Origin of the sequence: Kitasatospora sp. NPDC091335, from assembly GCF_044757205.1 — a bacterium.
In the GTDB taxonomy this organism is placed as follows: domain Bacteria; phylum Actinomycetota; class Actinomycetes; order Streptomycetales; family Streptomycetaceae; genus Kitasatospora.
In genome coordinates this window covers 176,093-201,803 of sequence record NZ_JBIVUM010000016.1, presented here as the reverse complement: position 1 = coordinate 201,803, position 25,711 = coordinate 176,093, and the positions used below count along the sequence as shown (strand labels likewise).

General features: G+C 69.9%; 25 protein-coding genes. 7 read left to right on the top strand and 18 right to left on the bottom strand.

Going from position 1 to position 25,711, the window contains the following annotated elements; translation table 11 throughout:
- Positions 1-5: 5 nt before the first annotated feature.
- The 6 genes from ACIQOW_RS29555 to ACIQOW_RS29530 are packed head-to-tail and all read right to left on the bottom strand — an operon-like array spanning position 6 to position 5,911.
- Positions 6-1,265 carry a cysteine desulfurase gene (locus ACIQOW_RS29555; RefSeq protein ID WP_401089994.1) on the bottom strand — a complete coding sequence of 420 codons (1,260 nt, stop codon included), beginning with the start codon at positions 1,263-1,265 and terminating at the stop codon, positions 6-8.
- Entirely contained in the window at positions 1,262-2,026 is a 765-nt protein-coding gene (gene sufC / locus ACIQOW_RS29550; RefSeq protein WP_188300532.1) for a Fe-S cluster assembly ATPase SufC, read from the bottom strand. Before sufC ends, ACIQOW_RS29555 begins: the two co-directional genes overlap by 4 nt.
- Positions 2,027-2,032: 6 nt before the next feature.
- Positions 2,033-2,350 carry a bifunctional 3-phenylpropionate/cinnamic acid dioxygenase ferredoxin subunit gene (locus tag ACIQOW_RS29545; RefSeq protein ID WP_063349526.1) on the bottom strand — a complete coding sequence of 106 codons (318 nt, stop codon included), beginning with the start codon at positions 2,348-2,350 and terminating at the stop codon, positions 2,033-2,035.
- A 5-nt stretch (positions 2,351-2,355) separates the two neighbouring features.
- Positions 2,356-3,588, bottom strand: coding sequence for a Fe-S cluster assembly protein SufD (gene sufD / locus ACIQOW_RS29540; protein ID WP_401089992.1), 1,233 nt, complete (start codon positions 3,586-3,588; stop codon positions 2,356-2,358).
- Between the two features lie 55 nt (positions 3,589-3,643).
- Complete coding sequence (gene sufB, locus ACIQOW_RS29535; RefSeq protein WP_401089990.1) at positions 3,644-5,059, bottom strand: Fe-S cluster assembly protein SufB; 1,416 nt, start codon at positions 5,057-5,059, stop codon at positions 3,644-3,646.
- 9 nt (positions 5,060-5,068) lie between these two features.
- Positions 5,069-5,911 (bottom strand): helix-turn-helix transcriptional regulator, encoded by an 843-nt coding sequence (locus ACIQOW_RS29530; RefSeq protein ID WP_401089988.1) that lies wholly within the window; start codon positions 5,909-5,911, stop codon positions 5,069-5,071.
- A gap of 187 nt (positions 5,912-6,098) precedes the next feature.
- Here ACIQOW_RS29530 and ACIQOW_RS29525 point away from each other — a divergent pair, with 187 nt between their 5' ends.
- Complete coding sequence (locus tag ACIQOW_RS29525; RefSeq protein ID WP_401089986.1) at positions 6,099-7,025, top strand: ABC transporter ATP-binding protein; 927 nt, start codon at positions 6,099-6,101, stop codon at positions 7,023-7,025.
- Between the two features lie 77 nt (positions 7,026-7,102).
- On the top strand, positions 7,103-7,837 hold the full coding sequence (locus tag ACIQOW_RS29520) for an ABC transporter permease (protein WP_401090024.1): 735 nt from the start codon (positions 7,103-7,105) through the stop codon (positions 7,835-7,837).
- Between the two features lie 76 nt (positions 7,838-7,913).
- On the opposite strand, the gene ACIQOW_RS29515 is transcribed toward ACIQOW_RS29520, so the two are convergent.
- Positions 7,914-8,615 (bottom strand): LAETG motif-containing sortase-dependent surface protein, encoded by a 702-nt coding sequence (locus ACIQOW_RS29515; RefSeq protein WP_401089984.1) that lies wholly within the window; start codon positions 8,613-8,615, stop codon positions 7,914-7,916.
- 362 nt (positions 8,616-8,977) lie between these two features.
- On the bottom strand, positions 8,978-10,303 hold the full coding sequence (locus ACIQOW_RS29510; protein WP_401089983.1) for a choice-of-anchor A family protein: 1,326 nt from the start codon (positions 10,301-10,303) through the stop codon (positions 8,978-8,980).
- A 258-nt stretch (positions 10,304-10,561) separates the two neighbouring features.
- On the opposite strand from ACIQOW_RS29510, the gene ACIQOW_RS29505 reads away from it, so the two are divergent.
- Entirely contained in the window at positions 10,562-11,542 is a 981-nt protein-coding gene (locus ACIQOW_RS29505) for a heme A synthase (RefSeq protein WP_401090022.1), read from the top strand.
- 209 nt (positions 11,543-11,751) lie between these two features.
- Here ACIQOW_RS29505 and ACIQOW_RS29500 read toward each other — a convergent pair whose 3' ends face one another.
- From ACIQOW_RS29500 to ACIQOW_RS29465, 8 genes are all read right to left on the bottom strand, one after another.
- On the bottom strand, positions 11,752-12,516 hold the full coding sequence (locus tag ACIQOW_RS29500; RefSeq protein WP_401089981.1) for a PaeR7I family type II restriction endonuclease: 765 nt from the start codon (positions 12,514-12,516) through the stop codon (positions 11,752-11,754).
- 12 nt (positions 12,517-12,528) lie between these two features.
- Positions 12,529-14,205: an Eco57I restriction-modification methylase domain-containing protein gene (locus ACIQOW_RS29495; RefSeq protein WP_401089979.1), complete on the bottom strand. Its 1,677-nt coding sequence runs from the start codon at positions 14,203-14,205 to the stop codon at positions 12,529-12,531.
- A gap of 124 nt (positions 14,206-14,329) precedes the next feature.
- A complete protein-coding gene (locus ACIQOW_RS29490) occupies positions 14,330-14,800 on the bottom strand; it encodes an NUDIX hydrolase (RefSeq protein WP_401089977.1) in 471 nt (156 codons plus the stop codon).
- 38 nt (positions 14,801-14,838) lie between these two features.
- The gene (locus ACIQOW_RS29485; protein WP_401089975.1) at positions 14,839-15,393 is read right to left on the bottom strand and encodes a flavoprotein; all 555 of its coding nucleotides are present in this window, start codon (positions 15,391-15,393) and stop codon (positions 14,839-14,841) included.
- A gap of 298 nt (positions 15,394-15,691) precedes the next feature.
- Positions 15,692-16,204 (bottom strand): NUDIX domain-containing protein, encoded by a 513-nt coding sequence (locus ACIQOW_RS29480; RefSeq protein WP_401089973.1) that lies wholly within the window; start codon positions 16,202-16,204, stop codon positions 15,692-15,694.
- 455 nt (positions 16,205-16,659) lie between these two features.
- Positions 16,660-17,274 (bottom strand): GNAT family N-acetyltransferase, encoded by a 615-nt coding sequence (locus tag ACIQOW_RS29475; protein ID WP_401089971.1) that lies wholly within the window; start codon positions 17,272-17,274, stop codon positions 16,660-16,662.
- Between the two features lie 142 nt (positions 17,275-17,416).
- Positions 17,417-18,037 (bottom strand): 2'-5' RNA ligase family protein, encoded by a 621-nt coding sequence (locus ACIQOW_RS29470; protein ID WP_401089969.1) that lies wholly within the window; start codon positions 18,035-18,037, stop codon positions 17,417-17,419.
- The gene (locus ACIQOW_RS29465; protein WP_401089967.1) at positions 18,030-19,544 is read right to left on the bottom strand and encodes an XRE family transcriptional regulator; all 1,515 of its coding nucleotides are present in this window, start codon (positions 19,542-19,544) and stop codon (positions 18,030-18,032) included. The genes ACIQOW_RS29470 and ACIQOW_RS29465 overlap by 8 nt, the downstream gene beginning before the upstream one ends.
- 250 nt (positions 19,545-19,794) lie before the next feature.
- Between ACIQOW_RS29465 and ACIQOW_RS29460 the strand changes: the two genes are divergently transcribed.
- Positions 19,795-20,301 carry an ATP-binding protein gene (locus ACIQOW_RS29460; protein WP_401089965.1) on the top strand — a complete coding sequence of 169 codons (507 nt, stop codon included), beginning with the start codon at positions 19,795-19,797 and terminating at the stop codon, positions 20,299-20,301.
- 14 nt (positions 20,302-20,315) lie between these two features.
- Positions 20,316-21,107, top strand: a complete 792-nt coding sequence (locus ACIQOW_RS29455; RefSeq protein ID WP_401089963.1) for a hypothetical protein — start codon at positions 20,316-20,318, stop codon at positions 21,105-21,107.
- Here ACIQOW_RS29455 and ACIQOW_RS29450 read toward each other — a convergent pair.
- Positions 21,052-21,381 (bottom strand): hypothetical protein, encoded by a 330-nt coding sequence (locus ACIQOW_RS29450; RefSeq protein ID WP_401089962.1) that lies wholly within the window; start codon positions 21,379-21,381, stop codon positions 21,052-21,054. The two genes, ACIQOW_RS29455 and ACIQOW_RS29450, sit on opposite strands and share 56 nt — an antisense overlap.
- Before the next feature lie 73 nt (positions 21,382-21,454).
- Between ACIQOW_RS29450 and ACIQOW_RS29445 the strand changes: the two genes are divergently transcribed.
- Positions 21,455-22,096 (top strand): DUF2461 domain-containing protein, encoded by a 642-nt coding sequence (locus ACIQOW_RS29445; protein ID WP_401089961.1) that lies wholly within the window; start codon positions 21,455-21,457, stop codon positions 22,094-22,096.
- Between the two features lie 67 nt (positions 22,097-22,163).
- On the opposite strand, the gene ACIQOW_RS29440 is transcribed toward ACIQOW_RS29445, so the two are convergent.
- A complete protein-coding gene (locus ACIQOW_RS29440; RefSeq protein ID WP_401089959.1) occupies positions 22,164-23,111 on the bottom strand; it encodes a heme o synthase in 948 nt (315 codons plus the stop codon).
- 463 nt (positions 23,112-23,574) lie between these two features.
- On the opposite strand from ACIQOW_RS29440, the gene tkt reads away from it, so the two are divergent.
- Positions 23,575-25,674, top strand: a complete 2,100-nt coding sequence (gene tkt / locus ACIQOW_RS29435; protein ID WP_401089957.1) for a transketolase — start codon at positions 23,575-23,577, stop codon at positions 25,672-25,674.
- The last annotated feature ends 37 nt before the right edge of the window (positions 25,675-25,711 follow it).

Sequence of the window (25,711 nt, the reverse complement as noted above, 5' to 3'; positions counted from 1 at the left end):
TCCCGTCAGCCGAAGAAGTTCCGGACGTGGTGCAGGCCGTCGATCAGCGTGTCGACCTCGCCCGGCGTCGAGTACAGATAGAACGACGCCCGCGTGGTCGCCGGAATTCCGTACCGCAGGCAGACCGGCCGCGCGCAGTGGTGGCCGACGCGGACGGCGATGCCCTGCTCGTCCAGCACCTGGCCCACGTCGTGCGGGTGGATGTCGCCGAGCGTGAAGGAGATCGCCGCGCCACGGTCCACGGCCGTGCGCGGGCCGATGATCCGCAGGTCGGGGACCTCCAGCAGCCGCTCGACGGCGTACTCGGTGATCGCGTGCTCGTGCGCCGCGATCCGCTCCATGCCGATGTCCTGGAGGTAGTCGATGGCCGCGCCGAGCCCGACCGCCTGGGCGATCGGCGGGGTGCCGGCCTCGAACTTGTGCGGCGCCGGGGCGTAGGTGGACGAGCCCATGGTGACGGTCTCGATCATCTCGCCGCCGCCGAGGAACGGCGGGAGGTCCTCCAGCAGCTCGTGGCGGCCCCAGAGCACGCCGATGCCGGTCGGGGCCAGCATCTTGTGGCCGGTGAAGGCGACGAAGTCGGCCTCCAGCGCCTGCACGTCCAGCACCATGTGCGGGGCGGCCTGCGAGGCGTCGATGACGACCAGCGCGCCGACCGACTGGGCCTTGCGGACGATCGCCTCGACCGGGTTGACCGTGCCCAGCAGGTTGGAGACCAGGGTGAAGGAGACCACCTTGGTCTTCTCGGTGATCAGCTCGTCGATGTTCGACAGGTCGAGCCGGCCCTCGTCGGTCAGCCCGAACCACTTGAGCTTCGCACCGGTGCGCTGCGACAGCAGCTGCCACGGGACGATGTTGGAGTGGTGCTCCATCTCCGTGATGACGATCTCGGAGTCGGCGTCCACCCGGTACGGCTCGTCGGCCCAGCCGAGCATGTTGGCGACGAGGTTGAGCGACTCCGAGGCGTTCTTGGTGAAGATCACCTCGTTGCGGCTCGGCGCGTTGACGAACGCCGCGACCTTGTCACGGGCGCCCTCGTACAGCGCCGTGGCCTCCTCGGCGAGCACGTGCACGCCGCGGTGGACGTTGGCGTTGTGCCGCTCGTAGTAGGCGTTCAGGGCTTCCAGCACCTGGCGCGGCTTCTGCGAGGTCGCCGCGTTGTCCAGGTAGACCAGCGGCTTGTCGTCGTGCAGCACCCGCTGGAGGACCGGGAAGTCCTTGCGGATCGCGTCGGTGTCGAGCAGTCCCGCAAACGGATGGGTCACTCGGACGCGCCCCCCTTCACATACGCCTCGTAGCCCTCGTTCTCCAGCTTGTCGGCCAGCTCGGCGCCGCCGGACTCGACGATGCGGCCGCCCGCGAAGACGTGGACGTAGTCGGGCTTGATGTACCGCAGGATGCGCGTGTAGTGGGTGACCAGCAGGGTGCCGACCTCACCGGTCGAGCGGACCCGGTTGATGCCCTCGGAGACGATCCGCAGCGCGTCGACGTCCAGGCCGGAGTCGGTCTCGTCGAGGATCGCGATCTTCGGCTTGAGCAGCTCCAGCTGGAGGATCTCGTGGCGCTTCTTCTCGCCGCCGGAGAAGCCCTCGTTGACGTTGCGCTCGGCGAAGGCCGGGTCCATCTGGAGGCCGGCCATCGCCTCCTTGACCTCCTTCACCCACAGCCGCAGCTTCGGGGCCTCGCCGCGGACGGCGGTGGCGGCGGTGCGCAGGAAGTTGCTGACCGAGACCCCGGGGACCTCGACCGGGTACTGCATGGCCAGGAAGACGCCGGCCTTGGCGCGCTCGTCGACGGACATCTCCAGGACGTCCTCGCCGTCCAGCAGCACCGAGCCGCCGGTGACGGTGTACTTGGGGTGGCCGGCCAGCGAGTAGGCCAGGGTGGACTTGCCGGAGCCGTTCGGACCCATGATGGCGTGGGTCTCGCCCTGCTTCACGGTCAGGTCGACGCCCTTCAGGATCTCGCGCGGGCCGTTCTCGGCTTCCACGGAGACGTGCAGGTCGCGGATTTCAAGGGTTGCCATGTGTACTCAGGACTCCTGGTTGACGGAGACGAGCACATCGTCCCCTTCGATCTTTACGGGGTAGACAGCGACCGGCTTGGTGGCGGGCAGGCCGGAGGGCTTGCCGGTGCGCAGGTCGAAGCTGGAGCCGTGCAGCCAGCACTCGATCATGCAGTCCTCGACCTCGCCCTCGGAGAGCGAGACGTTCGCGTGCGAGCAGGTGTCGTTGATCGCGAACACCCCCTCGTCGGTGCGGACGACGGAGACCGGCACGCCGTTCAGGTCCACGCGCTTGGGGACGTCCTCCTGGAGGTCGCTCAGCGCGCAGGCGCGGAGGAAGGTCATGGCGATCAGACCGCCGATTCCAGCTCGGCGTCGATCTTGACCATGAGCTGCTCCTGGACCTCGGCCACGCCGATCTGCTGGAGCAGTTCGGCGAAGAAGCCGCGCACCACCAGGCGGCGGGCCTCGTCGGCCGGGATGCCACGGGCCTGGAGGTAGAACAGCTGCTCGTCGTCGAAGCGGCCGGTCGCCGAGGCGTGGCCGGCGCCGACGATCTCGCCGGTCTCGATCTCCAGGTTCGGGATCGAGTCGACCCGGGCGCCGTCGGTGAGCACCAGGTTCCGGTTGAGCTCGTAGGTGTCGGTGCCGAGCGCGGCGGCGCGGATCAGCACGTCGCCGACCCAGACCGCGTGGGCGTCCTGCCCCTGGAGCGCGCCCTTGTACGCCACGTTCGACCGGCAGTGCGGCGTGTCGTGGTCGACCACCAGGCGGTGCTCCAGGTGCTGGCCGGCGTCCGCGAAGTAGAGGCCGAACAGCTCGGCCTCGCCACCGGGGCCCGCGTAGTTGACCCGCGGGTGCAGGCGGACCAGGTCACCGCCGAAGGTGACGACCACGGACTTGAACGAGGCGTCCCGGCCGACCAGCGCGTTGTGCTGGGCGACGTGGACGGCCTCGCGCTCCCAGTCCTGCACGGAGACGAAGGTGAGCTTGGCGCCCTCGCCGACCAGCAGCTCGACGTTGGCGGCCCGGGTGCCGGTGCCCGCGTGGTTCAGCACCACGACGGCCTCGGCGAACGGCTTGACGTCGATCACCACGTGGGCGAAGCGGACCCCGCCCTCGCCCCGCACGTCGATCCTGACCGGCTCGGCCAGCACCGATTCCTTGGGAACGGTGACCACCAGGGCCTGTTCGAAGGCGCTGAACGCCTGCGCGGCGACCCGGTCGACCGGCGTGCCGGCCTTGCCCAGACGGGCGTCGTCACGGCCGACGGTCTCGGCGGTGACGCCGTCCGGCAGCGTGAACTCGACCTTGTCCTCACCGCGCGCGGCAGCGGCGGCGGTGCCGTCGTGCAGCCCGCCGAGGCGGTGCAGCGGGGTGAACCGCCAGTCCTCCTCGCGGCCGGTGGGCACCGGGAAGTCGTTCACGTCGAAGGACGGCTTGACCGCGACGCGCGCGTCGATCGGCTGCTGGACCGTGGTGCGGCCGGTGCCGGGGCCGGCGAGCTGCGCGCCCGCGCCGGCGGTGCCGACCTCGATCGAACCGGCGGTGGTGGAGCCGGTGGGGGTGTTGACGTCAGCCATGGCTGTCGTGGTGCTCTCTTCCTCGAAAAGTCGGTGGGCGGTCGAAGGCCGGACGTCAGCCGACCGCGCCCTCCATCTGGAGCTCGATCAGCCGGTTGAGCTCCAGCGCGTACTCCATCGGCAGCTCGCGCGCGATCGGCTCGACGAAGCCGCGGACGATCATCGCCATGGCCTCGAACTCGGTCAGGCCGCGGCTCATCAGGTAGAACAGCTGGTCCTCGCTGACCTTGGAGACGGTCGCCTCGTGGCCCATGGACACGTCGTCCTCGCGGACGTCCACGTACGGGTAGGTGTCCGAGCGGGAGATGGTGTCGACCAGCAGCGCGTCGCACAGCACGTTGGACTTGGCGCCCTTGGAGCCCTCGCCGATCTCGATCAGACCGCGGTAGGAGGTCCGGCCGCCGCCTCGCGCCACCGACTTGGAGACGATGTTGGACGAGGTGTTCGGCGCCATGTGCACCATCTTGGCGCCGGCGTCCTGGTGCTGGCCCTCGCCCGCGAAGGCGATCGACAGGGTCTCGCCCTTGGCGTGCTCGCCCATCAGGTAGACGGCCGGGTACTTCATGGTGACCTTGGAGCCGATGTTGCCGTCGACCCACTCCATGGTCGCGCCCTCGTACGCCACGGCGCGCTTGGTGACCAGGTTGTAGACGTTGTTCGACCAGTTCTGGATGGTCGTGTAGCGGCAGCGGCCGCCCTTCTTGACGATGATCTCCACGACCGCGGAGTGCAGCGAGTCGGAGGAGTAGATCGGGGCGGTGCAGCCCTCGACGTAGTGGACGTAGGCGTCCTCGTCGACGATGATCAGCGTCCGCTCGAACTGGCCCATGTTCTCGGTGTTGATCCGGAAGTAGGCCTGGAGCGGGATGTCCACGTGCACGCCCTTCGGCACGTAGATGAACGAGCCGCCCGACCACACCGCGGTGTTCAGCGCGGCGAACTTGTTGTCGCCGGCCGGGATCACGGTACCGAAGTACTCCTTGAAGATCTCCGGGTGCTCGCGCAGCGCGGTGTCGGTGTCCAGGAAGATGACGCCCTGCTCCTCCAGGTCCTCGCGGATCTGGTGGTAGACGACCTCGGACTCGTACTGGGCGGCGACACCGGCGACCAGGCGCTGCTTCTCCGCCTCCGGGATGCCCAGCTTGTCGTAGGTGGCCTTGATGTCCGCCGGCAGGTCCTCCCAGGACTCGGCCTGCTTCTCGGTGGAGCGGACGAAGTACTTGATGTTGTCGAAGTCGATGCCGGTCAGGTCGGAGCCCCAGGTCGGCATGGGCTTCTTGCCGAACAGCTTCAGGCCCTTGAGACGCAGGTTGAGCATCCACTCGGACTCGTTCTTCTTCGCGGAGATGTCGCGGACGACCTCCTCGCTGAGCCCGCGCTTGGCCACGGCACCGGCGGTGTCCGGGTCGGCCCAGCCGTACTCGTAAGTGCCCAGGCCCTCGAGCTCCGGGTGCGAAACGGTGTCAGTCATGCGAGCTTCCTAACGCGCGGACGCAGAATCTTCGGTGGACGTACCGGCAGTCGGCACCGCATCGGAGCCGCGGCCCGAAGCGCGCCGGGCGGACGACGATGCGGCACCGGGTGCCGGCACATAGGTGGTGCAGACCCCGTCGCCGTGGGCGATCGTGGCCAGCCGTTGCACATGGGTGCCCAGGAGTTGCGAGAAGACCTCGGTCTCCGCCTCGCAGAGCTGCGGGAACTGCTCGGCGATGTGCGCGACCGGGCAGTGGTGCTGGCAGAGCTGGGCGCCCGCCGGGGCCTTGGCCGCGGCCGACGGGACACGCCGCACCGTGGCAGCGTACCCGTCGGCGCTCAGCGCCTGGGCGAGGGCCTCGGTGCGTTCCCCGGCGGCGGCCAGCCGCAGGGCTTCCAGGTACTTCTCGGCCTGCTTGCCGAACCGGGCGCGGGCGAAGGCGGCGACCGCCTCCTCGCCCGCCTTGCCGCCGCCCACCGAGTCCGCGATCCAGCGCAGCGCGTCGGCGGCGAGCTGGTCGTAGGCCTGGTAGAAGGCGTCCCGGCCGCCGTCGGTGAGGGCGAAGGCCTTGGCCGGACGGCCCCGGCCGCGGCTGCCGTAGACCCGCCGTTCGCGGGACTCGACCAGGCCCGCGGCGACCAGGCCGTCGAGGTGGCGGCGGACGGCGGCGGCGGTGAGGCCGAGCCGGCTCGCCAGGTCGGCGGCGGAGGAGGGACCGTGGTCCAGGATCGACCGGGCGACCCGGTCCCTGGTGGCCCGGTGGCCGTCCAGCAGCACCTCGGCCGCCGTCACGGGCACGTCGCAGGAGGAGGCCGACTCGGCCTCCTGCTGCTGGACGTGCTCGCTCATGTTTTTCACAACACCAGTGTTGCGTAATTCCTTCCGCCGGGACAAGCCGTGACGCATGCCTCACCGGTGGCCTCTGTCACGCAGGTAAGCCTTACCTGGCCTGCGGAAACGATCACCGAGCCGCCGTACGGCCCGATCACCGAGCCTCCGTACGGCCCACCCGTCGGGCCCTCTTAGACTCGCCGGTATGCACTCCGAACCCGCGGTCCAGATCGCCGGGCTGGTCAAACGCTACGGCGACAAGTCGGCCGTGGACGGCCTCGACCTCACCATCCCGGCCGGTGCGATCACCGCCGTCCTCGGCCCCAACGGCGCCGGCAAGACCACCACCATCGAGACCTGCGAGGGCTACCGCCGTCCGGACGCCGGCACCGTCCGCGTCCTCGGCCTCGACCCGGTCGCCCAGAACGCGGCGCTGCGCCCCCGGATCGGCGTCATGCTGCAGTCCGGGGGCGTGTACGCGGGCGCGCGCGCCGTTGAGATGCTCCGGCACACCGCCAAGCTGCACGCCCACCCGCTGGACGTGGACGCCCTGGTCGAACGCCTCGGCCTGGGCTCCTGCGGCCGCACCACCTACCGTCGGCTGTCCGGAGGACAGCAGCAGCGGCTCGCCCTGGCGATGGCCGTGGTCGGCCGCCCCGAGCTGGTCTTCCTGGACGAGCCCACCGCCGGCCTCGACCCGCAGGCCCGCCGGGCCACCTGGGAGCTGGTGCGCGACCTGCGCCGGGACGGCGTCACCGTGGTCGTCACCACCCACCACATGGACGAGGCCGAGCAGCTCGCCGACCGGGTCGCCATCGTCGACCGCGGCAGGGTGATCGCCGACGGCACCACCGAGGAGCTGTGCCGCGGCGGCGCCGAGAGCGCGCTGCGCTTCGACGGCCCGCCCGGTCTCGACCTCGGCCCCCTGCTCAAGGAGCTGCCCGAAGGCGCCACCGCCACCGAGACCGCCCCCGGCGGCTACCGGATCGAGGCGCCCGTCGACCCCCGGCTGGTGGCCACCGTCACCGCCTGGTGCGCGGCCTCCGGCATCCTGCCCGAACGGCTGTCCGTCCAGCGCCGCAGCCTCGAAGACGTCTTCCTCGACCTGACCGGACGGGAGCTGCGCCCGTGAGCGAACGAAGCGAGGTGACGGTGGGCACCGTGGCCACCGACCACTCCCCCAGGCCCGGCGCGGCGCCGATCGGCCGGATGCTGCTCGCCCAGACCGCGTTCGAGACCCGGATGCTGCTGCGCAACGGCGAGCAGCTGCTGCTCACCGTGGTCATCCCGACCGTGCTGCTGGTGCTGTTCTCCGCCGTGGACGTCGTCGCGGTCGAGGGCCCCGGCAAGCGGGTGGACTTCCTGGCCCCCGGCCTGCTCGCGCTGGCCGTGATGTCCACCGCCTTCACCGGCCAGGCCATCGCCACCGGCTTCGAGCGCCGCTACGGCGTGCTGAAGCGGCTCGGCGCCAGTCCGCTGCCGCGCTGGGCGCTGCTGACCGCCAAGACCGGCTGCGTCCTGGTGACGGAGGCGCTGCAGGTCGCGCTGCTGGCGGTGATCGCGCTGGCGCTCGGCTGGTCCCCCCAGGGGCTCGCCACACCGCAGGGGGCCCTGACGGTGGTCGCGCTGCTGGTGCTCGGCACCGCCGCCTTCTCCGGGCTCGGCCTGCTGATGGCCGGCACCCTGAAGGCCGAGGCCACCCTGGCCGCCGCCAACCTGGTGTTCGTCCTGCTGCTGCTGGCCGGCGGGGTGATCGTGCCGCTGGGCAAGTTCCCCGCCGCGGTGCGGTCGGTGCTGGAGCTGCTGCCGATCTCGGCGCTCTCGGACGGTCTGCGCTCGGTGCTCCAGACCGGCGCCGGGGTGCCCTGGTCGGACCTCGGCATCCTGGCCGGCTGGTCGGTGCTCGGCCTGGCCGCGGCCGCCCGCTTCTTCCGCTGGGAGTAGCCCGCCGCCACGACGCGCGACGCCCCCCGGCCGGATGCGGCCGGGGGGCGTCGTCGTGCGTACGGCTGACGTGGCGTCAGCTCTCACTGCCGCCGCGGCGCTTGCGGGCCAGCAGGACGAGCGCGCCGCCGACCAGCAGCACACCGCCGCCGGCCGCCGCGATCATCGGGGTGGCGTCGCTGCTACCGGTCTGGGCGAGCGCCGGCGCGCTGGTGGCGGGCGCCGGGGTGGGGGTCTTGCTCGGGGTCGGGGTGGCCGACGGGGTGACGGTCGGCGTCACGGTGGGCGTCGGCGTGGGAGTCGGGGTCTTCGTCGGCGTCAAGGTCGGCGTCGGCGTGGGGGTGGGCGTGGGGGTGGGCGTCGGAGTCGGCGTGGGAGTGGGAGTGGGGGTCGGAGTCGGCGTGTGGCACGGCTCGATGGTCTTGGTCTCGTTGATGTTCCAGCCCTTCTCGTTCGGGTTCTCCGTGGTGGTGACCACCAGGTTCGCCTTGATCGGGGCGTTGTGGTCCTTCACCGGGAAGGAGCCGTGGAACTCCGCGGGGAAGGCCTTGGCATCCAGGACCTTCTCGCCGTCGATGACGAGGCTGACGGTGTTCTTCACGTCGGCCTTGGGGCTGTAGTTGATCAGATCGATCACGATCTTGTCGCAGGTCACCGACCAACTCGGCACGTGTGCCGAAGCGTTGGTGGCCAGTGCCAGGGGCAGTAGAAAACCGGCCGCAGCCGTTCCGGCAAGTGCCGTCGCGCCGATCGCGAAGTGCCGCTGCTGTCGTGCCATTACCTTGTTCCCCTCCGAACGGTCTTGTGCAGCAGGCGTGTTGAGTGGTTCGCGGTGGCCCGCTACGACTGTCCGGGGGACTCTACCGGCACTCCCGCACCCCGCCACACCCCGCCGTACGACCGGATATCGACTTTCCGTCCGTCTTCCTATGTGCATGACCAGCCCATCACAGCCGCCACCTCGCAGAACGCGAATTCGGCGAACCTGACTGAACTTCGTCACCTTCAAGACGAACGGCGCCCCCGGTGATCAGGTTCAATCACCAAGGGCGCCGCTTCGGTCAACCGACGAACATCCGGGCCATTCCGACCTTTCCGGCGGCCCGGCCCTTCCGTGCCGTCACCGCCGGTTCAGGGCCTTCAGGCCCGCTTGGCCGCCTTGCGTCGCGCGGCCACCACGATCCCGCCGCCGGCCGCGAGCACGACCGCGCCGCCGATCGCCAGCGGCAGCACCGGGCCGGAGCCGGTGTGCGCCAGGTTGCCGCCCGCGTCCGGCGAGGCGGACGGGCTGCCCGCGGCCGCCGGAGCGCTCGTCGAGGCGCCGGCCGACGGACTCGCCGAACCGCTCGCGCTGGGCTTGGCGCTGCCCGTCGGGGCGGACGGGCTACCCGAGGGGCTCGCCGAACCGCTCGGGGCGGTCGAGCCGCTCGGCGTGGCCGACGGCGAACCGCTCGGCACGGTCGGCGGCACGGTCGGCGGCGCCGTCGGCGGCACGGACGGCGTCGGGACGGTGCCGGGCAGGCAGCCGGTGAACGGGTAGTGGTGCGTCTCCGCACCGCCCTTGCCGGTCAGCGAGGCGGCGATCACCGAGCCGTTGACCGGGCCGCCGCTGCCGAGGTCGAAGGCGGCGTTCGGCGCGAGCACGGTACCGGCCCAGGCGGCCTGGCTGTTCTTGACCACCTTGGTGGCGGTCGGGAAGTTCCAGAGCAGCTTGGACCGGATCGCCCCGCCCTGGGCGCTCTGGAGCTTGTCGTCCAGCACGAAGGCCTTCTTGCCCTCGTCCCACAGGTGGAAGCCGGTGGTCCCGGCCGCCGCCATGTCGTACGAGCCGCCGGTCACGTTGACCACGGTCACCGAGCCGGCCGGCACCTTGAGGAAGACGTCCTTGGCGCCCTGGAGCTTCGCCGCGTCGACGGTGAAGCTGTTGTACTTCGCGTCCCCGCCGGTGAGCGTCAGCTTGGCGCCCTCGGCCTGGACGGTGGCACCGGAGGTCTGCGGCACGGCGGCCAGCGAGGTGGACGCGGCGCGCAGCTTGGCGAACTCGGCCTTGAAGTCGATCGGTGAGGGGCCCTGGGTGACGGCGCCCTGGTGGGCCTGGGCCACCGCGCCGTCGGCCTTGGCGCCGAAGACGCCGTTGCCCTTCATCACCTGGGTGTTGTGACCGGTGATCTTTCCGGCCACGACCAGGGCGTTCTTGCCGGGCAGTGCGTCGACCTGGGCCGCGGTGAGCTCCTGGCCGACCGAGAAGCCGCCGGTGAAGTCGGCGTTGCCGCCGACCGCGACGGCGCCCTCGGCGTCGGGGGTGTGGGTGTCGTCGCCCTCGATGAACTCACCGTAGAGGTTGGCGACCCCGAGGCCGCGGCATTCCTGGGCGGGGTCGGCGGCGTGGGCGGCCGGGGCGATCAGACCGGCCAGTGCGAGAGAGCCACCGACGGCGAGCGCGGCGGCGGAAATGGGTATGCGCATGTGCAGGATCTCCGCTTGACGTGCGGGAGGGGGGTGGGGAGCGGTCCGAAAAAGGTATGGACCAAGCCGCACTCTTTCGGCCAAATGGGTGATTGGTCAAGACCAATTCACTCCTTGACCGAACCGCCCCGTTTTGTCCGCGTGTCACTCCCCCGCGTGTCGCCGGCCGCCGGTTCCGCACCGCCCCGCCGTGCCGCCCGCGCCACACCGCCGCGCGGCCCGTGCCCCGCCCCAAGATCGCCTGTAAGGCCGCCTACGATTGACCGCGTGCCTAATCCCTTCTCCCTGCTCGCCGAGCGCTGGCAGCCATCCGCCGAGATGGTCCGGCGTGCCACGTTCGCCGCGCTGGTGATGAGCGTGGTGATCGTCGTCACCGGCGGCGCCGTCCGGCTCACCGCCTCCGGCCTCGGCTGTACGACCTGGCCCCGATGCACCGACGACAGCCTGGTGCCCACCGCCGAGATGGGCTTCCACGGCGTCGTCGAGTTCACCAACCGGATGCTCACCTACGTGCTGAGCGCCGCCGTCGGCTGGGCCATCCTGGCCGCCCGCTGCCACCGGCCCTGGCGGCACAGCATGACCAGGCTCGGCTGGGCGCAGTTCTGGCTGGTGATGAGCAACGCCGTACTCGGCGGCATCACCGTGCTGACCGGCCTCAACCCGTACACCGTGGCGCTGCACATGATCGCCGCGATGGCCCTGGTCTGGGTCGCGCTGCTGATGTGGGAGCGGTCCAAGGAGGGCGACGGCCCGCCGAAGCTGTCCGTGGCCCGCCCGATCCACCAGCTCTCGTACGTCCTGGTCACGGTCATCGGCCTGCTCGTCGCGGCCGGCACCCTGGTGACCGGCGCCGGCCACCACCCCGGCACGCCCAAGGACAACAAGATCGTCCCGCGGATCCCGATCGACTACGACCGCCTGGCCCAGTTCCACGCCGACCTCGCCTTCGTCGCGGTCGGCCTGGCCATCGCGGTGATCTTCGTCTTCGCCGCCGTGAAGGCCCCGCCGGCCGCCCGGGCACGCGCCAAGGAGCTGCTGGCCGTGCTGCTCCTCCAGGGCGTGCTCGGCTTCATCCAGTACTTCACCGACGCCCCCGAGCTGATGGTCGGCCTCCACATGCTGCTCGCCGCGCTCACCTGGATCGCCGTCCTGCGCATCCCGCTCGCCCTGCGCACCCGCGGGACCGAGGACGTCACCGATCAGCTGCCCGCCCAGACCCCGCAGGCCGCCTCGGTCTGAGCGGAAGCAGGACACACGGCGAAGGCCCCCATCGCGATGGGGGCCTTCGCCGTGTCCCGGCCCAGGCTTGCCCGAGCCGGAGAGTGTTCATGTTGATTGCTGCCACCATCGATCACTTCGCGGTAAACCCCCAGATCAGGGCACTGCCTCGTGATCCACGATCCCACCCGCCCCGGCCCGTGCCTGTAGTCCGCTCACGCAGATCAGGCTTAGCCGAGATCCCCGAACAAGGCGCTGTGAGGCCAATGCGGCTTCGGCAGTCCCAGTTCCTGCAGGTAGCCGATCCGCGCGTTTATAGCAGCAGAGAAGTGCCTCCAGTCCAGACTGGCAACCGGCTCATTCGGCTTCGGGTCGGTCATGGACGACGTGACGTAGCAAACCGCATCGTAGAGCTGCTCGGCCATCAACCGCTGGCAGAAGATCCCAAACCGCTCCTGGTAGGACTTGCCGCGCCAGATGTCCTCGACTGGGAGAGCTCCCTTGGCCGGCTTCACCGGCCTCCTCGATCCTGCCTCGTCCTGCATGATGAAGAAATAACCGAGCCAGGGCTTCTCCCCGGGGTAGAGGTCGGCCAATGCTGCCCTTCGAAGGTCGACGGCGCTGCCGAGGGCCTCCTCGACCCGGTTGTTGTAGTTGTTGCCGAAAGACGGCCCGCCCAGGGCCTTCATCTCGAAGGCAGCCACCAACGTGTCCTCGTACGCGACGACGACGTCCCACTGCTTCTGCGGCCTGTAGTAGCCAGGGAGCTCCAGCCGCTGAGCCTTGGTAATCCGGATGCTCTCACGCGGATAGCCCGCTTCGAGGAAGAACTTCGCCAGGAGGGCCGCAATGGAATCGAAGTGCTTGCCACCTCTGACAGAACCCGCAGTGCCAGCACCGACTGCGGCCCTGATCGCCGACTGATCATTCTGGGCCTGCTTGGCGCCCCAGTACGCCGCAACAGCGTCCTCGAAGTCCTGGCGGCTGACTGTCAAGGTCGGTTCCTCCTAATCGGGTAGCTCGGTAAGCCCGTAGACACGCAGTGCCGCCTCGGTGGCCGCCTTCACGTCCCGCTTGTCGAAGGCGTCAACCAGGGCAGCACGGTCCTCCTCAGCCATGGCCGCCGGGTCCGGAACACGGATCTTGCGGAGGTACTGCGCCTGGAAGCGGAGCGTTCCCCCACGCATCTTGACCGCGTATGCCTCCACGAACGCCTCGGCCACCTTGGAGAGGAGCAGGCCACCGAGCACTCGCATGTCCCAGACGTCCGAGACGATGAAGTACAGATTGTGGTGAGGGTACAACTTCCCTTCATCAAGCACCGGATGGATTGTCAGTTTCATGTCCGGAAAGAGGAGCTTGAACCGGCTTGTCAGCCGGTGGTCGACCTTGTCGATCGTCTTGTACCAACGGTCGGGCTGCTTGACTGCGACATACCTCTTCCGCAGGGCACCACTGTGTTGGCGGAAGTAGGCGGCGAGTCTCGGATAGGCAGCAAGGTCGACCAGTTCGCCCTGGGAGTTCCACGGATTAACCAGGCAGGACCCGCTCCAGTGGATGGAGCCGGTGGTGGTGTCTCGGACCATGGCCAGAGGCAGGAGCCGGTCCGGCTCAACCAGTTCGCGATCATCGGTGATAAAAACCTTGTCCGCACCGGTCGCGATACCGATGCCGACGCGTGTCCCTGTGGCCTTGTCCTCCAGCAGCCGAAACCGGTCGCTGAGGTCTTCGAGAGCGGCGAGCCTCGCAGGTGAGGCCGCCGGCCAGGAGTCCTCGTCAGGGAACCAGTGCGGCAGAGGGGCCGCCTGAAGGGAGGCCGTGGCGATCGGCGCCCGATCCTCAGCCTTGTACCAGGCGAGGAAGTCACGGGCTTCCGGCTCCCCGAACGCGCGGGTCGCATCGGCGGCAACCGCGCCACCCTGCGCCTGGCGGGAAATGATCGTGATAGCAGGGTACGCCGAGACCTGCTCCTGGAAGGCGTCCACGTCATGCATCACCAGCGTCAGGTCCATGCTGAACTGCCTGGTCACCAGCTGGCGGAGCTTACGGCCGTACTGGTTCCTCATCCAACGGTCTGCACAGATGAAACCGAGCCGCCCCCCGGGCTGCAAGCTCCGGAGTGCCACCTCGTAGAAGCCAATGTAGATATCGGCGCGGCCTCCCATTGTGGAGCACACGCTACGGTAGGCCTCCATCCGGCCGTCGGGGACATCCTCCAGCCTGATATAGGGGGGATTGCCGACGACGAAGTCCGCACGGTGCTCGGCATCAGGCTGGAGAAGGAAATCGCCCTGTTTCACCCAGCACGAGGCAACCTTCCGAGCCTCAGTACGCCCCCAGCCGTCACCCTGGAGCCGTTGTTCGACGACTCCTCGACTCTCGGCCACGTTACGCCCGAGCAGGTCGAACGCCTGGACGGCATGCACCGCGTCGGTGATCGGACGGCCGTGGGCTCTACATGAGGCACTGATCCGTGAAGCGATCACGCCGAGGAACGCCCCTGCACCACAAGCAGGCTCGACGACCTTCAGCTGCGCGAGGTCCTTGTCCGGCGTGTAGCCGAGCAGATCGAGGATGAGCTCGACGACCCAACGGCGGGTGAAGACCTCTCCGTGCTCGACTGCTTCCGCGGGAACCTCAGGCAGTACCTGCTTGTCAATGTCGAAGAGCGCCAGAGTTGCCACGACTCGACCCTACAGCGGGCGTCTCGGCGACCGCCTTAAGCCCGACCACGATCAATTAACGTTGAGCATCGAGGCCGTCACTTTTTGTGCTCACCTGCCTCGAACCAAGGCCACCTGCCGCGTGCTACAGGCGAAGGTGGTCAATCGGGCGGCAGGCGGTTCGACGTTGTCCCAGCAGCTGTCGCCCGTCGTGCGTCCGGATGCCCGGTGCCATGCCATCCCGCAGCGCATCCAGGACGCGGATCGCATAGACCTCGGCCATGCGGTCGGAGACCCCGGCCGGGGTCAGCCAGTCGACTTCGACCGACTCGTCCGAGACCTGCTCCGCCCCACTCTCCGGCCGACAGCGGAATACGAGAGCGACGATCCCTCGGCTCACGTTCTTGTAGACACCGGTCAGCCGCTCCACGCCGACGTTGATGCCGGTCTCCTCGTAGACCTCGCGGCGCACGCCGTCCTCGACGGTTTCGTCCAGCTCCAGCACTCCACCCGGAGGCTCCCAGGTCCCGTTGTCAGCCCGGCAAATTGCCAGCACCCGGCCGTCCTCGCGCACCACCACCCCCGCGACGGACACCGAGTGGAGCGGCAGCGGCATCCCCACCTCCCGTGGATCTCGCCTCCCGGTATCGCCGGTCACGTGGCCGGCCTTGAACGGCTGCCGAGGGTGGGACGAAGCACGTCCAGGACATGGGTCCAGTTGTACTCGTCGCGTGCTCCGCCGGACTTGGGCCGGTGGGGAACGGAGTCACCGAGCAGGACGCCCATCGAGCGCAGTCGGGCCAGGCTCTCCGAATAGGCCGGGTGGGCCGCCAGGGCGGAGTTGACATAGGGCTGGACGACGACGGGAATGCCCAACCCGTACGTCTCGCAGAGGATGCCCAACGCCAGCGTGTCAGCGATTCCGAGGGCCCACTTGTTGATGGTGTTGAAGGTGGCGGAGACGACCGCGACGGCATCGGCCTCCGGCAGTGGCCGGGAACTGCCGGGCGCACGCCAGGCCGAGCGGATCGGATAGCCGGTATGGGCCTCTATGGCTTCTTGATCCAGGAAACGGAGTGCGTTGGGAGTGGCGATCACCCCGACCTTCCATCCCTCCGCGTGGGCGGCAGTGATCAGTTCGCTCACGCCGTCAGCGATTCCCGAGGCACAGACGATGACATAGAGGAACGGATCATGATGCCCGGTCAAACCTGAACTCCTGTTCCAAGGAACGCATCCCGCCACTTGTACGCGCAGCTGCGGGAGCGGGGGCTGGGTGATCTGCTGGACAACTCTGCAATGATCGTCAGCGAGTTGGTCACCAACTCCTTCAAGACGGGCTGCCAGACCCGCATGCTCGTCGCCGTCCGCCGTCCGCCGTCCGTCCGGACCGTCCGCATCCTTGCCGGTGACGGCTCCCGCTCGATGCCCGTGATGGTCCAAGCGCATCGCCGCCGGGCCGGCGGCGCAGACGGGAGCCGCTCTGCCCCCTTCGCTGCCCCTGGCGTCACCAGGCCTCCGCTCCGTCACGCAGATACCGTGCTCGGCCGTCTGCGATTGCCCTGACAGCGGCGTCCAGCCGGTTCCGCTGGCGAAGCCGCAGTCGGTTGGCGACCTCCGATACGGGGAGGAAGACGGCCTCGGACAGTTCGTCGTCGTGTGGGCGAACCCTCGCGGCCCGAGCGGGTGAGAGGGTTCCCGCGTCGAAGATGAACGCGATCTGGTCGTCCCAGGGGCCGTGCGGCGCAACCCAGTCCACCACCAACAGGCGATGGATCCTGATCTCCAGGCCCAGTTCCTCGCGCAGTTCCCGCACTGCGGCCTCGTCCGGTGGCTCGTTGGCCTCAGCCATCCCGCCGGGGAGGTCCCAGCCCTCCTTGTAGGTAGGGTTGACGGTCAGGATGCGACCGGCCCGGTCACGCAGGATCACGTCCGCTGAGACACGCTTACGGGCTTGCCTGGCATTGCCCTCGGCAAGGTGGGCGTTCCAGGCTTCGGTATCGGTGGAAACGGGCCTCACGTTGAACCTCCCCGGGGCAACGGGACGATGTCAGCGAGCAAGAGCTGCCGGGCTCTGCACGCCTCGTCGAATCGTGCCAGGTACTCACCGACCGGGCCGTAGTCGCGGTGCCTCCCGAGGAATTCACGGAAGGCATCCAGCTCGGCTCACCCACGGCCACTGGGGCGTCACGCTCCTCCCGTTCAGGAAGATCGTCCATGCCGACCTGACGACGCCCGCACCGATCAAGCCCTCCCCCAGAACCCTTCCCGTCCGCCAAGCAGGCCCGCTTGATCCACGGATCGGCACAGCACGGATGGCCGCTGGGCCCGCCGGGTCGGCGGGCCCAGCGGCCAGGTCACGCAAACACCCTGCCCGCACCACGATGGGGGCCTTCGCCGTTTGTCACAGCAGCTGTCGCCCGTCGTGGGTCCGGATACTCGGTGCCGTGTCGTCCCGCAGCGCGGCCCGGAATCTCACGCTCGCGCCACCGGACGGGCCAGATCGAGCAGCATCACATCGTGCCGAGCCGCGCCCTCCCACGGTATCGCCGACCCGACGCGCGTGTAGCCCCACGCCCGGTAGGACGCCTGGGCCGCAGTCGCCTCCGGTCGGGCATTCAGCATCACCCGGGCGTTGTCGATTCCGTCGATGAGGACGCGATGCATGCGAGTGGCGATCCCCTGGCGGCACCACCGGGGCCGGACTGCCAGCTCGAAAAGACCGAACGTTCGCCTTCCGTCCTCATCCCTGAGATCTCCGGGCACTGGATCGACCAGGGTGTCCCACCATCCGGTGTTGGCCGACAGCGGGTAGCCGTACGCCATGCCCACAGCGGAGTCACCGTCGAAGGCGATCACGGCCCGGAACCCCCGCCGACGCACCTGCGACCGGAACCGACGAAACGCCCGCTCCACGTCGCTCGGCCCCTCGCCGTACGGAGGCTCCGCGAACGCCTCCGCGAACACTTCCTTCAACTGGCCTTCCAGCTCGGCCGTCTGCCTGCCATCCAAGAGCCGAATCACCGACACCCGGCCGTCCTCGCGCACCACCACCCCCGCGACGGACTCCGAGTGGAGCGGCGGCGGCATCCCCACCTCCTGTGGGTCTCGCCTCGCGGTATCGCTGGTCACACAGCCGGCTTCGAACGGCTGCCGAGGGTAGGACGAAGCACGTCGAGGACATGGATCCAATTGAAGCTCCTCAACGCAGCAGACCGAGGAACGGGATCGTTCATCCGAGCGGAACCTGGGCGAACGACTGCCACTCGTACATCCGCTCATCGCGGCCGAGGACGATCAGCTCGGCGGACGCGACGCGAGCGGTCGCCGGGTAGGAGGTGACTCCCGCCAGAGCGTCGATGGCGGGCTGAGCGACTCCCGTGGCGTTGGAGTAGGCGACGGAGACGTGCGGCCGGAACCCGTCCGCCGCCTCCGGGACCTGCGGCCAGACGTCGGCAATGGCGGCGCGGATGGCCGAACGGACAGCGCGGACCGGATCGGCGGGAGCAACGGTGAGCAGCAGAGCCTCGGGGGTGACCATCGCGGGACCGAGAGCAAGCTCGAAGGCGGGGATCTCGGCCAACCGGCGGCCGACGGCGTCGGCGATGGCTCGGGCGTCGTCCTCCTCCACCTCGTCGACGAAGCCCAGGCCTTGCATGGTGAGGTGGAGCCAACGGTCAGGGACCGGATCGAGGCCGGGCACATCCGCCAGAGCCCGGCGGTAGTCGGCTGCGAGCCGGTGGAGGTCGCGTGCGCCGTCGAAGGTGAGGTGCCAGGTGTAGAAACGGCGGCCCTCGGCCCAGCCAGGCCGCCACCACCAGTGGTTCGCCATCCGTTCGGGGGTGTCAGTCATGGTCGTTGATCCAAGCACTGGTTGCGGTCCCCGGGGAGAGGGCGCGTGCGGCTTCGCGAACGGCGGTCTGAACCGCATCCTGGAGACGCAGACCGGCGGCGCTGTCTCCCATGGGGGAGGCAGCGGTGTCGCGTGCGAGGTCGCGCAGGCGTCGGCGGACGGGAGCAGTGCGGTGTTCGATCGGCATGGCCAGCACCGGGGCGATGGCATCGAGGACGCCCTCAGGGTCGCGGGCGAGTAGGTTCGCACCGGCCCGGGTGATGTGCAGCTGGGCCTCCGTGCCGTAGGCGCGCACGCGCTGCTGCTGAAGTGCGGCGAGTCCACGGTCAGCGTGGCTGAGGGCGTCACGGGCGGACCCGGCACGCAGGTACACCGCCGCACTGTAGTTCGCGTGACGCCCGGTCTGGCAGCTGAAGAGTCCGCCGACCTGGTCGTTGAGCACGCTGGAGCGGTCGAGGGATGCCGCGTCCTCGGCATCACCGATCGCGATCAATGCCTGGGCGCGGGCACCGGCCTCCGCCCAGGCATCGGCAAGCTGGCACTGGAGAAGAACGGCAACCGTCCCAGCGGCCCGGTAGTCGACACCGCGCTGGGCCTGCTGGACGGCCTGACGGAACTCGCCGTCCCAGAAGGCGAGTTTGCTGCGGGTGGAGCAGACCCACGCGTGCAGGGCGAGGTCGTCGGCGTTGTCGGCGCACAGCAGGGCGGCGCGCGCGTGGGTCTCGGCCTGGGCACGGTGTCCGAAGTCGCTGGTCATCCAGGCGAGCATCGCGAAGAGGTAGCCGGCGATGGTGAACAATTCGCGTCGCTGCTGCGGGCGTTGGTGCCCGTAAAGCAGGTCCCAGACGCGGTTGAGCTGGAGCTTGGTCTGCCGGAAGACACACAGTGGATCGTCGGCCATCAGATACGCGGCCGCGAGGTACTGGGTGTCGGCGGTGAACTGTTCGAGGGCGACGGGCCCACAGTTGGTGACCTCCGCCCATTGCGCCCACTGCGCGGATTCCCGAGCGGCGGCCCGGACGAGGTCCGCGCCCGTGAGTTCGGCCGGCGGTTCCGGCGGCGGCGCCGGCTGTGCGGCCTGGCGAGCGACGATGGCGGCCGTAGGGGTGGGCTCGGCTTGGTGACGCAGGATCCGCAGATCGGATTCGGTGAAGGACTGACGATCGTCCAGGTCGAGAAGATCGTTCGCCGTCGCCCCGTAGAGGTCCGCGAGGACGGTGAGCACACGCGGGGTGACCCGGCGTCCGGACGGCGCCGGCCACTTCTCCCACTTGCCGAGCAGGGAGGCATCGGCGCTGGGGCCTGCGTCACCGGCGAGGTCATTGAACCGGTCGGCGGCCTCTTGAGTCGTCCAGCCGTGTGCATGCCGCCATGCCTCGCGAGGCCGCACGCCGAAACGGGCGCGCATCTCGGCGGCGATGACGGAGACGGGGGCGTTGGTGGCGATGAGCGCCGAGCGAACAGCATCGCGATCCTGCTTGGAGCCCGGCTTGGGACGTGGGGGCATTCTGGCCTCCCGAAGGTGCGGGGTGCATGGGCGTGATCACCTCACGGTAGCGACCCGTTCACGCCATAGGGGTCACAGCGCGCGATTCCGATAAGCCGCGCTGTCCGGAACCAGGTCGGATCTCCGCCGCTCGGGCAGGTCAGGAAGGTAGCAGCATGTCCGGAATTGTCGGACGCTGCCGCCCGTGACCAGGGTGACTCGTGAGCGGGACCGTAGAACCTGCCAACGACGAGCACTCTCCAGGCAGGCCATGATGACGCCCGATCTCGCTCACCCGGTCCCGTACTCCCCCGAAGCGGGACGGCACCTCCCCCGGCGACCGGGAGACGCTGCGGAAACCTGTCGTCCCCGCACGTTCGTCGCGCGCCTCGACTCCCGCACCGAGTCCACGCCCCTGGCCCGCTACCTGCTCCGGGCCTACCTCGCCGGGCTGCCCTCCGGCGACCGCTACCGCGACACCGCCGAACTCCTCCTCACCGAACTCTTCGCCAACGCCGTCCAGCACTCCGACGCCCCCGACGACTGCCACATCGAGATCCACATGTCCCTGGCCGACTCCCGCCTGCGGCTGGAGGTCCACGACGCCGACACCAACCACCCCGTCCTCCGCACCCCGACCCCCGCCGACGAGCACGGGCGCGGCCTCTTCCTCGTCGACGAACTCGCCGAACGCTGGGGCTGCGCCCACCGTCCCGGCGGCATCGGCAAGTTCATCTGGGCCCTCATCGCCCCCGTCCCCGCCTCCACCCTCGCCTGAAAGCCACCCCACCCATGAACCTCGCCACCCTGGCCCGGCACGCCCTCTCGCGCGGCCGCACCCCCGCCGACACCTACGCGCTCCTCGCCCGCCGCACCCGCAAGCCCCTCCCCTCGGCCCGCGCCGTCTGCCTCGCCCTCACCATCCCCCTCGCCGAGACCACCCGCCGCCTCACCGACTGCTACCACGCCCTCCTCGCCGACCCCCGCCCGAACTCCGAGACCGACACCGGCGAACTCCTCGAAGCCCTCGGCGTCTTCGACGTCCCCAAGTCCCTCACCGACACCGAACTCACCATCGTCGACCACCTCCTCACCGCCGTCGACGCCCACGGCAGCCTCCGCCCCGGCCACCACCACGGCCTCCAGCGCTGGATCACCACCGGCAACCTCACCACCGCCTACCTCTCCCTCACCACCACCCGCCCCCTCCCCCGCACCGGCAACCCCACCACCTACTGGACCACCCTCACCACCGCCGGCGAACTCCTCACCACCACCCCCAACCCCGACCCCCGCACCACCTACGCCCTCACCCACTGCCGCACCCCAAGCCGCCAAGCACCAGAAGTCGACCCCGCCGACTTCCAGCGCGCCCATCCCGTAGCCGGGGTGCGTCAGTGCCCTACTTACAGCGGCGCCACAGGGCGGCCAGGTCATGCGGACGGGTTCGGGCTCCCTGCCCGCACACGCCGACGGCCCGGTTCCCCCGCACGGGGGAACCGGGCCGTTCGTGACACCGGGATGCCGGTCAGATCTGGATGCCGGCCATCCGCTTCCACTCGTACGCGCCGGTCTTCACCTTGAGGCCCAGCTCGCCCTCGAAGTCCTCGTGCAGGGTCAGCCCGGCGAGTTCGGCGGCGCGCTTGCCCACGGCGTAGCTGGGGGCCACCTGGTCGCCCCAGGCGCCGTCCGCCCCGACCACGACGATCCGGGTGGCCACGGAGCCGACGTACTCGACGACCGCGTCGGCACTGCCCCCGTGCTGCCGCGCGAAGCTGGTCAGGTGCTTGGCGATGCGCTTGGCACGGCGCTCGGTACGGGCGTCCGGCGCGGCGGTGGCGGTCTCTGCGCTGCTCATGCCCCGCATGCTACCCACCGGTAGAGCCGCTGGCGACGGGAGCGCCCTGTGCACCGGGCCACATACTGGGAAGGTGACCTTCAACGGCTGGCCGGCCGAGGCGCTCGACTTCTACGAGCACCTGGAAGCCGACAACTCGAAGACCTTCTGGCAGGCCCACAAGGAGCAGTACGACGACGCCGTACGGGCCCCGATGGAGCTGCTGCTCGCCGAGCTGGAGCCGGAGTTCGGGCCGGGGAGGATCTTCCGCCCCAACCGCGACGTTCGCTTCAGTGCCGACAAGTCCCCGTACAAGACCCACATCGGCGCGCACCTGGAGGCCGGCGGCTACATCCAGCTCTCCGCCGACGGCCTGGCCTGCGGCAACGGCATGTACCAGCTCGCCCCCGACCAGCTGGACCGCTACCGGGCCGCCGTCGCCGAGGACGTCGGCGGCGCCGAGCTGGAGCGGGTGATCGCCCGGGTGGAGCGGGCCGGCCCGCGGGTGGCCGGCCGGGACTCCCTCAAGTCGGCCCCGCGCGGCTACCCCAGGGACCACCCCAGGATCGGGCTGCTGCGCCACAAGGGCCTGGTGGCCTGGCAGGAGTGGGAGCCGGAGAAGTGGCTGGGCACCCGCGCCGCCCGCACCCGGATCACCGGCTTCCTGCGCGCCTCCCAGCCGCTCAGGGACTGGCTGGACGACCACGTCGGCCCCTCCGAGCTGCCCGCCCGGTAGAGCCCGCCGGCGCCCGGAACGCGGAAGAGCCCCGGTCCGCCTGGACCGGGGCTCTTCGCGTAAGCCTCTACTTGACGAACGGGTCGACCGCGCAGACCACCATCAGCAGCGACAGGTAGGTGATCGACCAGTGGAACAGCCGCATCTCCTTGAGCTTCGCGCCCACGATGCCCGCCTTGGCCCGCCCGTACAGCGCGTGCGCCTCGCGCAGCCAGAACCCGCCGAGCAGCACCGCGGCGACGGGGTACAGCCAGCTCATGTGCCCCACCGGCCAGAGCGCCAGCGAGACCGCCACCATCACCCAGGAGTAGATGACGACCTGCTTGCCGACCGCCACGTTGCCCTTGACCACCGGCAGCATCGGCACGCCGGCCCGCTCGTAGTCGTCGCGGACCTTCATCGACAGCACCCAGGTGTGCGGCGGCGTCCAGAAGAACACCACCAGGAACAGCAGCACCGCGGCCCAGGACACCGTGTTGGTCACCGAGGACCAGCCGACCAGCACCGGCATGCAGCCGGCGATGCCGCCCCAGACGATGTTCTGCGAGGTGCGCCGCTTGAGCCCCAGCGTGTAGACGAACACGTAGAACAGCAGCGCGCCCAGCGCCAGCCAGGCGGACAGCCAGTTGACCCCGAAGCCCAGCAGCAGGGTCGAGACGACCGCGAGCACGATGCCGAACACCAGCGCCTCGCGCGGCGACACCATCCCGGTGACGATCGGCCGGCGCTCGGTGCGCGACATGACCGCGTCGATGTCCCGGTCGATGTACATGTTGAGGGCGTTGGCGCCGCCCGCCGAGAGGTAGCCGCCGACGACGACCTTCAGCACCAGCAGCATGTTCGGCACGCCCTGCTGGGCCAGGAACATCACCGGCACGGTGCTCATCAGCAGCAGCTCGATGATCCGCGGCTTGGTCAGTGCGACGAACGCGCCGACACGGGCCCCGAGCGGCCGGTGCGCAGGAGTCGCCCCGGTGACCCCGGCGGGACGGGTTTCGACGGCGGTCACTAACACCCCAACTGAAGATGAATCCTCGCAGGCGTCCACAGGAACGAAGGGTCCCGAATCGTCCGCTCTGCGCGTACCACGACACCATAGACGTTCCATATATCCCATCCGGCTCCGGGGTCCCCCGGCGAGGCGGAACGCACACCCCCGGGTGAACCGGGTCGGACGAGGCCCCGAACGGCTCCGGCCGGGCCCGGCTAGCCCGTCCTGGCCACCGGAGCGGCGCGATGCCGCAAATCGGGAGAGTCTGGACAAAAGCGGTCAGACAGCCCTAGCGGGAATCACCCTGCGGAAATGCCGGTTGTCTCAGCACGGAGGGTGAGCCGCGGCCCGGACGGTAGGCTCGCACGCAGAAGCGGGATCTACCCTCCGTGACCGGCACCACCCAGCGTCGGGACCACAGCGCCGTGGCCGACCCGGTCCCCATTCACGGGGTCACTCTTCACAACGGAAGGAGCCCTGAGACAGGGTGAGCACTGCGCCGACGAACGCATTCGAGTGGACCGATCTGGATGAGCGCACGGTTGACACTGCGCGGGTCCTGGCCATGGACGCCGTCCAGAAGGTCGGCAACGGACACCCCGGGACGGCCATGTCGCTGGCCCCGGCGGCGTACCTGATCTTCCAGCGGTTCCTGCGCCACGACCCGACGGACCCGTCCTGGGTCGGACGCGACCGCTTCGTCCTCTCCCCCGGGCACACCAGCCTGACGCTCTACACCCAGCTCTACTTCTCCGGCTACGGCCTGGAGCTGGACGACCTCAAGGCCTTCCGGGTCGGCGGCAGCCGCACCCCCGGCCACCCCGAGCACGGCCACACCGCCGGCGTGGAGACCACCACCGGGCCGCTCGGCCAGGGCATCGCCAACGCGGTCGGCATGGCGATGGCCGCCCGCTACGAGCGCGGCCTGTTCGACCCGGAGGCCCCGGCCGGCGAGTCTCCCTTCGACCACACCATCTGGGCCATCGTCTCCGACGGCGACCTGGAGGAGGGCATCTCCGCCGAGGCATCGTCGCTGGCCGGCCACCAGAAGCTGGGCAACCTGGTCGCCCTCTACGACGACAACCACATCTCGATCGAGGGCGACACCGAGACCGCCTTCTCCGAGGACGTCCTCAAGCGCTACGAGGCGTACGGCTGGCACGTCCAGCGGGTGACCCCGAAGTCCAACGGCGACATCGACGTGGCCGCCCTGGCCGAGGCGCTGGCCGCGGCCAAGGCCGAGACCGCCCGCCCGTCGATCATCTCGATGCGCACGATCATCGCCTGGCCGGCCCCGGACGCCCAGAACACCGCCAAGGCGCACGGCTCCGCGCTCGGCGCCGCCGAGATCGCCGCCACCAAGAAGGTCCTGGGCTTCGACCCGGAGAAGACCTTCGAGGTCAGTGACCAGGTCATCGAGCACGCCCGGCTGGTCATCAAGCGCGGCAAGGCCGCCCGCGACCAGTGGCAGCAGGGCTTCGACGCCTGGCGCGCCGCCGCCCCGCAGCGCGCCGCCGAGTTCGACCGGATCCGGGCCGGCGAGCTGCCCGAGGGCTGGAAGAAGGCCGTTCCCGCCTTCCCTGCCGGCAAGGACGTCGCCACCCGCAAGGCCTCCGGCGACACCCTCAAGGCGCTCGGCGCGGTGATCCCCGAGCTGTGGGGCGGCTCGGCCGACCTCGCGGAGTCGAACCTCACCACCATCGACGAGGACAGCTCCTTCCTCCCCGACGGCAACCCGCTGAAGTCTGCGAGCCCGTACGGCCGCACGATCCACTTCGGCATCCGCGAGCACGCCATGGGCTCGACCATGAACGGCATCGCCCTGCACGGCGGGACCCGGGTGTACGGCGGCACCTTCCTGGTGTTCGCCGACTACATGCGCCCGGCCGTCCGCCTGGCCGCGCTGATGAAGCTGCCGGTCACCTACGTGTGGACGCACGACTCGATCGGCCTCGGCGAGGACGGCCCGACCCACCAGCCGGTCGAGCACATGGCGTCGCTGCGCGCCATCCCCGGCCTGTCCATGGTCCGCCCGGCCGACGCCAACGAGACCGCCGTCGCCTGGCGCACCGTCATCGAGCGCCAGACCAGCCACCCCGGCCCGGTCGGCCTGGCCCTGACCCGTCAGGGCGTCCCGACCTTCGACCGCGAGGTCTTCGGCTCCGCCGAGGGCACCGCGAAGGGCGGCTACATCCTGGCCGAGGCCTCCACCGGCGACCCGCAGCTGATCCTGCTCGGCACCGGCTCCGAGGTCCAGCTGGCCGTCCGGGCCCGCGAGGTGCTGGAGGCCGAGGGCATCGCCACCCGCGTGGTCTCGCTGCCGTCCTTCGAGTGGTTCCAGGAGCAGGACCAGGCCTACCGCGACAGCGTGCTGCCGCCGTCGGTCAAGGCCCGGGTGTCGGTCGAGGCCGGCATCGCCCAGGGCTGGCGCGAACTGGTCGGCGACCACGGCCGGATCGTCTCGCTGGAGCACTTCGGTGCCTCCGCCGACTACAAGGTGCTCTTCGAGGAGTTCGGCATCACCGCCGAGCGCGTGGTGGCCGAGGCCCACAACGCCCTGCGCTCCCTCGAAGCCGTCAACCGCTAGCGGCACCCGGCCGGGGCCGCCGACCGCACATCGGCGC